The 6,183-nt window shown below is 71.1% G+C and carries 5 protein-coding genes; 2 read left to right on the forward strand and 3 right to left on the reverse strand.

All coding sequences use genetic code 11. The features are described from left to right. Nucleotides 1–2: 2 nt before the first annotated feature. A complete protein-coding gene (locus ABD241_RS09365) occupies nucleotides 3–1,001 on the reverse strand; it encodes an SIS domain-containing protein (protein ID WP_344061043.1) in 999 nt (332 codons plus the stop codon). 288 nt (nucleotides 1,002–1,289) lie between these two features. Here ABD241_RS09365 and ABD241_RS09370 point away from each other — a divergent pair, with 288 nt between their 5' ends. Both ABD241_RS09370 and ABD241_RS09375 read left to right on the forward strand, forming a co-directional pair. Next, complete coding sequence (locus tag ABD241_RS09370) at nucleotides 1,290–2,381, forward strand: LacI family DNA-binding transcriptional regulator (RefSeq protein ID WP_344061045.1); 1,092 nt, start codon at nucleotides 1,290–1,292, stop codon at nucleotides 2,379–2,381. 170 nt (nucleotides 2,382–2,551) lie between these two features. Continuing rightward, the gene (locus tag ABD241_RS09375; protein ID WP_344061048.1) at nucleotides 2,552–3,040 is read left to right on the forward strand and encodes a hypothetical protein; all 489 of its coding nucleotides are present in this window, start codon (nucleotides 2,552–2,554) and stop codon (nucleotides 3,038–3,040) included. Nucleotides 3,041–3,201: 161 nt separating this feature from the next. Here the strand turns inward: ABD241_RS09375 and ABD241_RS09380 are convergent, their stop codons facing one another. Together ABD241_RS09380 and ABD241_RS09385 are read right to left on the reverse strand one after the other, a co-directional pair. Beyond that, a complete protein-coding gene (locus ABD241_RS09380) occupies nucleotides 3,202–4,209 on the reverse strand; it encodes an SPFH domain-containing protein (RefSeq protein WP_344061051.1) in 1,008 nt (335 codons plus the stop codon). Nucleotides 4,210–4,545: 336 nt separating this feature from the next. Beyond that, nucleotides 4,546–6,183: fibronectin type III domain-containing protein (locus ABD241_RS09385; RefSeq protein ID WP_344061054.1), on the reverse strand; the 1,638-nt coding region annotated here is incomplete at its 5' end.

Consider the following 6,183-nt stretch of genomic DNA (forward strand, 5'->3'; position numbering starts at 1 on the left):
CGTCAGTACTCGACCTTGAACATGTAGCGACGGGTCTCGAGGTCGTGCCCGCGCACCGACTCGTAGTGCTGGGCCAGACGGTTCGCGAGGGCGCCGACGACGATCGGGGAGACCTGGCCGCGGACCGACTCCGGGATGCCGGGCAGCTCCAGATCGCCGACGTCGACGTGCCGCGCCTTCTTGCAGTACTGGTCCAGGAACGACTTGGCGCGCTCACCCATGGGGCGCGAGGCATCCTCACCCAGCCAGAGCAGCACCGCGGTGTCGTGGTCGACCATCTCGAAGGCGCCCTGGAAGAACTCGCCGGAGTTGAACGCCGCGGCGTGCTTCCACTGCATCTCCTGCAGGAAGCACATGGCCAACCCGTATGCCCAGCCGTAGCTCGGACCCGAGCCGAGGACGTAGGTGATCGGCTCGTCCTTGAACGCCTCGGCGATGTCGGCCAGCTGCGGCTCGGCCTGCTCGATGGCGTGGCGGACCGCCTCCGGCAGGGCGTTCAGGGCCTGGTCGACGGCGGCGATGTCGAGGTCCGCACCCGTCGCGGCCAGCACCTCGTAGGCGACGAGGAGCTCGAACAGGTCGCTCTTGCCGCTGAAGGCGGTGTCGGAGGCGTCGGCGAGGGGGCTGCCCGCCTTGGCCGCGGCGATCACCGTGGCGCCGGTGGCCTTGGCTGTCTTGGCCGCGGCGACTGTCTCCTTCGTCGTGCCGGTGTAGGAGGCGAGGACGACGAGTGAACCGGGACCCATCAGGGCGGGCACCGACGTGTTGAGCTCGTCGCTCTGGACCTGGAAGGCCGGCACGGTTCCCTTCTGCTGGAGCAGGTAGTGGGCCGGGTAGCTGCAGATGATGGAGCCGCCGGCACCGACGAAGTAGACGTTGCGCAGGCCCTTGTCGACGGCATCGCGGACGGCGCTGCGGATGGCTTCGCGCTCGGCGATGGTCGCGCTGAGCTTCTCGACGGTGTCGGCGTCGATGGGCTTGAGAGGAAGGGTGTCGGGCATCGGTGCGACTCCTGGGTCCGTGACATGGTGAGTATTGAGAACGTTCTCAATTTGTGTTTGAGAACGTTCTCAACTTGAATGGGCGCTGTCAAGGGGTGTCCCGAAAATCGTTGGAGACGCCGTGTCTGCCGGCCGGACGGACAAGCGGCTAGGGTCAGCCCGTCGAGCACTTGTCCTGATGCGGTCGAGGGCGCGAGAGGTCTTCGGACGTCCGGCGCCCAGGCATCCAGCAGCGCGCGCCCCGGTGCACCGAGCCCGCGGCCGCGCGAAGTCGTCCCGAGGAGCAGCGTGAGCAGGAGCCAGGAGCCGCGTGCCATCGCGACGGTCCCGGACGTCGCGCGCGAGGCCGGCGTGTCCACAGCGACGGCGGCCCGTGCGCTCGGCGGTTACGGGTCCGTGCGCAAGAGCACGCGCGACCGGGTCCTGGCCGCTGCCGAGCAGCTGGGCTACCGGGCCAACAGCCTCGCCCGGAGCATGATCACGGGTTCGACGCGAACGCTCGGCGTCGTGGTCTCGGACATCGAGAACCCCTTCTTCCGGCGTTCCCTCCGGGGGATCGCCGACACCGCCCGGGGTGAGGGCTTCGAGGTCCTGCTCGCCAACACGGATGAAGAGCTCGACAAGGAGGAGGCCGCGGTCCGGATGATGACCGAGCGCCGGGTCGACGGCCTGGTCGTGTGCCCCGCAGACGGCGGAGACCGTGCACACCTCGCCGACGTCATCGCCGCCGGCATCCCTGTGGTCCTGCTCGACCGGCGAGTGGCCGGCCTGAAGGCCGACACGGTCGGTATCGACAACCGCAAGGCGGCCCGGCTGGCGACGGAGTACCTGCTCGCCAACGGGCACCGGGACATCGCCATCGTCACCGGTGGGACGCGCGGCATGCTCGAGCGGATGCTGCGTCCCGACATGCGCGGCGTGGAGCGGCTGACGGCGACGACGGTGGGTGCGCGTGCCGCCGGCTTCCGGGACGCCATGACGGCGGCCGGGGTGGACATCCGCCCCGACCTCATCTCGTCCGGCGGCTACCGGAGGCAGGACGCCGAGCGGGAGACGGCCGGACTGCTCGCCCTGCCCCGACGACCCACGGCCATCCTCGCCTTCGACGCCATGCAGTCGCTGGGGGCCTTCCACGCCCTTTCACGCGCGGGCGTGCGGTGTCCCGAGGAGGTGTCCCTGCTGGGCTTCGACGACACCGAGTGGGCCGACGTCGTGAGCCCGGGGCTCACGGTGATGGCCCAGCCGGCATACGAGATCGGGGTGGCGGCAAGCCGCCTCCTGCTGTCGCGGATCGAGGGATCGGGCGGGGCGGTGGCGCACCGACGACTGCCGACCACCCTGATCCGGCGTGCCTCCGTGGGCACTCCACCCTCGGGCTGACGGTCGCCGAGCCGGCGCGCGTTGCGGCCCGGACTCGCGGTGGACCAAACGGTTCGGAGGGTTCTCCAAGGCTGTGCAGGGCACAGGCTTACCTGTTGTTCACCTCCCGTTCGCTTTCGCCGAGAAACGTCGCCGGGTCCGCCTGATCCCTCCCTCCCCCGAGGAGAACCGTGACCTCAGCATCCCCACGCGTCGAGACGAGCTCGACCACCGCACCTGTCCGCGCCCCCGGCCGCCGCCTCTTCGGCATCCTGACGGGCCTCACCGCCCTGCTGGTCCTGCTGCAAGGCCTCTGGGCCGGGATCTTCCTCGAGCACGACGGCCAACGCGACGCGGCCGAGTCGTGGATCGAGGTCCACGCCCGAGGCGGCGAGATCGCGCTCTTCCTGGCCGTCGCGGCTCTCGTCGTTGCCTGGGTCAAGCTCCGGGGTCGCCGCGACCTCCTGCTCGGCAGCACGGCACTGGTCCTGCTCCTGGTCCTCGAGTCCTACATCGGCGGCCTGATCGCCGACGACAGCAAGGACTCGCTGACGGCCGTGCACGTGCCGCTGGCCATGGCCACGATGGCCGTCGCGGTCTGGCTCCCGCTCCGGGCACGTCACGCGCAGGCCGTGGCCGCTGGTACCGACACCCAGGGGACCGCGCGCCGGGAGGACTGACCCACCGCGCCGGACCCACGCGCGGCCTCCGCACGCCCAGTGCGGAGGCCGTCGCCTCGCTCGCCGGCGCTCGGGCGAGTGGTCACCCACCACAGATGTGTGCGTCCTCGACACCCGGTCAGGGCGACGGCTGACCGGTCAACCCGATGGGATGAGTCCGGTCACTTGCCTGGTTGCGTGATGGCGAAGCCGGCACCGGGAGCGAACGTCGTCACGGTCGGTGGGATCGCCTTGAGCGTGTCGATCGTGGCACACGCCGGGCACTTGCTGTAGCCGTCCTGGCGGGACTCGTTCGCACGTGCGTCGGCCTGGGCCTGGGCGACCTTCGCCTGGGACTTGGACACGGCCGCGAACTCTGCCTGGGCGTCGTCGATCGATGCCTGCACCTTCGCCGGGAGCGTCACGTGGGCCAGGCTGAACCGGACCCCGGTGATGAACGGCCCGCCGAGGGTGGTGTTCAGGTCCTGCTCGAGGCTGGTGTTGATCGCGTTCTGGATCTTCTGGATGTTGACGTTGTTCTGCGCGCCGGCCTTGCCGTTGAAGAGGGCCGCAGCGGCCGGGGTGGCCGTCGCCGACGCGGTCGCGCCGGACTGGACGAGCGCACACGCGGCCTGCAGCTCCTGGCAGCGGAAGTCACCGATCTGCTGGCGCAGGTCGTTGCTGATGACCGGCCGCACGATCTGGTCGAGGAACGCGTTCCAGCCGTCGTCCCCTTCCCATGCGGCGTGGGCACCATGGTCCACGCCGAGGTAGGTGCGGGTCCCGTACTTGTCGTCGAACCTGGCCAGCGCGTCGTGGTCGTTGGTGAGGGTGAAGTAGATGGTGCCTTCGATGCCCACCTCGACGCCGTCGCTGGTCGGGTCGTGCTCGACGTCGACGCCGCCGCGGTCCCCGCCGCCGGTGGCGGTGATCGTGTAGAACCGCTGCTGCGCGGGGTACTTGTGCACCTGGCTGAAGAGGCCGGTGTAGGTCAGCGAGGAGGCCGGGTCGACGACCTGGCGCACCTGGTTGTTGTCCAACGGGCCGCCGTTGCGCACGACGGCTATCTCGCCACCGGCGGTCTTGTCCAGAGCGGAAACCAGCATGATCCCGATGACGACGGCCACGATCGTCGCGAGGACGCCGATCAGCGTGCGGGGGCCGCGGCTGGGGGTTGGGGACTTGGGCATGGGTGGTGCTACTCCTTGGAGCTGGCCGGCGCACGTGGGCGCGTGGGACCTGGGGTGTGGACCGCCGTATGCCGGTGGGTCCCTGGCGATGTTCGCCGCCGCTCGGCCCGCGGGCGCGGGGTCGGGCGGCGCTCGACTCGATGCGTGGGCCCACGCTGTGCGGAGCAGAGAACTGCGGGCCGTGGGGCCGTCTCCGGGCGTCGGGGGCGTGTGCCGTGCACGCTCATGTTCCGGCATCGAGCAGGCTCGCGTGCGGCAGGCTCGCGCGACACGCGGAAGCGCTTGCTGCCGTCGTTCCGGATCGCCCGGTTATCGGGGCCGGGCGTGACCGGTGGCTCAGCCGGTCTTGAGGGCGGTGAGGGTGGCCATCCACTGGCCGCCGCTGGTGCCGGTCGCGGTGTAGGCCCCGGCGGTGGGGGCGGCGCGGTAGGCGGTGGCCAGGTAGTCGGTCGAGATGCCCAGGTTGGGCAGCGCGGTCCAGCCGGTCGCCCAGGTGGGAGCCGCGGAGGCCGACTCGATGCCGGTGGCCCCGACCAGGATCTCGTTGGCGCTGCCGGTGCTCGCCGCGCCCGAGCTGAAGGTCGAACCGGTGCCGGTGGCACCGGCGGTGGTGTCCACGCCGGTGACCCCGGCGAACTCGTCCACCGCGAGGTGGGTCTCGGCGGCCGAGGAGTAGCTCAGCGTGATCGTGGCCCCGGCCGGAAGGGCCTTGACGGCCACGGCCACCAGGACCACGGTGCGGTCACCGGCCGACCCGTCGCTGACGTTCCGGGCCACGGCGTAGCCGTTGCCCGCGCTGTCGGTGGCGCTCACGCTGCCGGTGGTGCTGGTCGAGGACAGCAGCGCCGAGACCACCAGGGTGTGCCCGGCCACGACCCCACTGGCGCCGACGGTGATGGTGGTGCTCGTGCGGGCCGTCGCGGCGGTGGCGGTGCCGACCCGCCTGACGTAACCGGCGCCCGTCCCGGCGGCCTGCGGCGTCGCCGAGGCCTCGTTCGACTGCGGAGACGTGCCGACCGCATTGATCGCCGCGACCTTGTAGTAGTACGTCGTACCGTTGCTCAAGCCAGTGTCGGTGAAGCTCGTCCCGGTCACGTTCGAGGCAACCGGGCTCGCGGCCTCACCCCCCGCGGACGTGCCGCGATACACGGCATACCCCGTCACCGGGGACCCACCATTGGACGCCGGCGCGGTCCACGTCAAGGACACCGATGCGTTGCCGGGACCGGCGGACAGCCCCGTCGGCGCGGACGGCGCGGTGGCGGCGGTCTGCGGGGTCGCCGAGGCCTCGTTCGACTGCGGAGACGTGCCGACCGCATTGATCGCCGCGACCTTGTAGTAGTACGTCGTACCGTTGGTCAGGCCCGTGTCGGTGAAGCTCGTCCCGGTCACGTTCGAGGCAACCGGTCTCGCGCCCTCACCGCCTGCGCTCGTGCCGCGGTACACGGCATACCCCGTCACCGGGGACCCACCATTGGACGCCGGCGCGGTCCACGTCAAGGACACCGACGCGTTGCCGGGACCGGCGGACAGCCCGGTCGGCGCCGATGGCGCGGTCGCGGCGGCCTGCGGGGTGGTCGAGGCCTCGTTCGACTGCGGTGACGTGCCAACGGCGTTGATGGCGGCGACCGTGTAGTAGTACGTCGTGCCGTTGGTCAAGCCCGTGTCGGTGAAGCTCGTCCCGGTCACGTTCGAGGCAACCGGCGTCGCCGCCTCACCCCCTGCGCTCGTGCCGCGGTACACGGCATACCCCGTCACCGGGGACCCACCGTTGGACGCCGGCGCGGTCCACGTCAAGGACACCGACGCGTTGCCGGGACCGGCGGACAGCCCGGTCGGCGCGGACGGCGCGGTCGCGGAGTTGGCCGTGCCGGTCTTGAGGGCGGTGAGGGTGGCCATCCACTGGCCGCCGCCGGTGCCGGTCGCGGTGTAGGCCCCGGTGGTGGGGGCGGCGCGGTAGGCGGTGGCCAGGTA

Origin of the sequence: Terrabacter lapilli (genome assembly GCF_039531305.1) — a bacterium.
Taxonomy (GTDB): domain Bacteria; phylum Actinomycetota; class Actinomycetes; order Actinomycetales; family Dermatophilaceae; genus Terrabacter; species Terrabacter lapilli.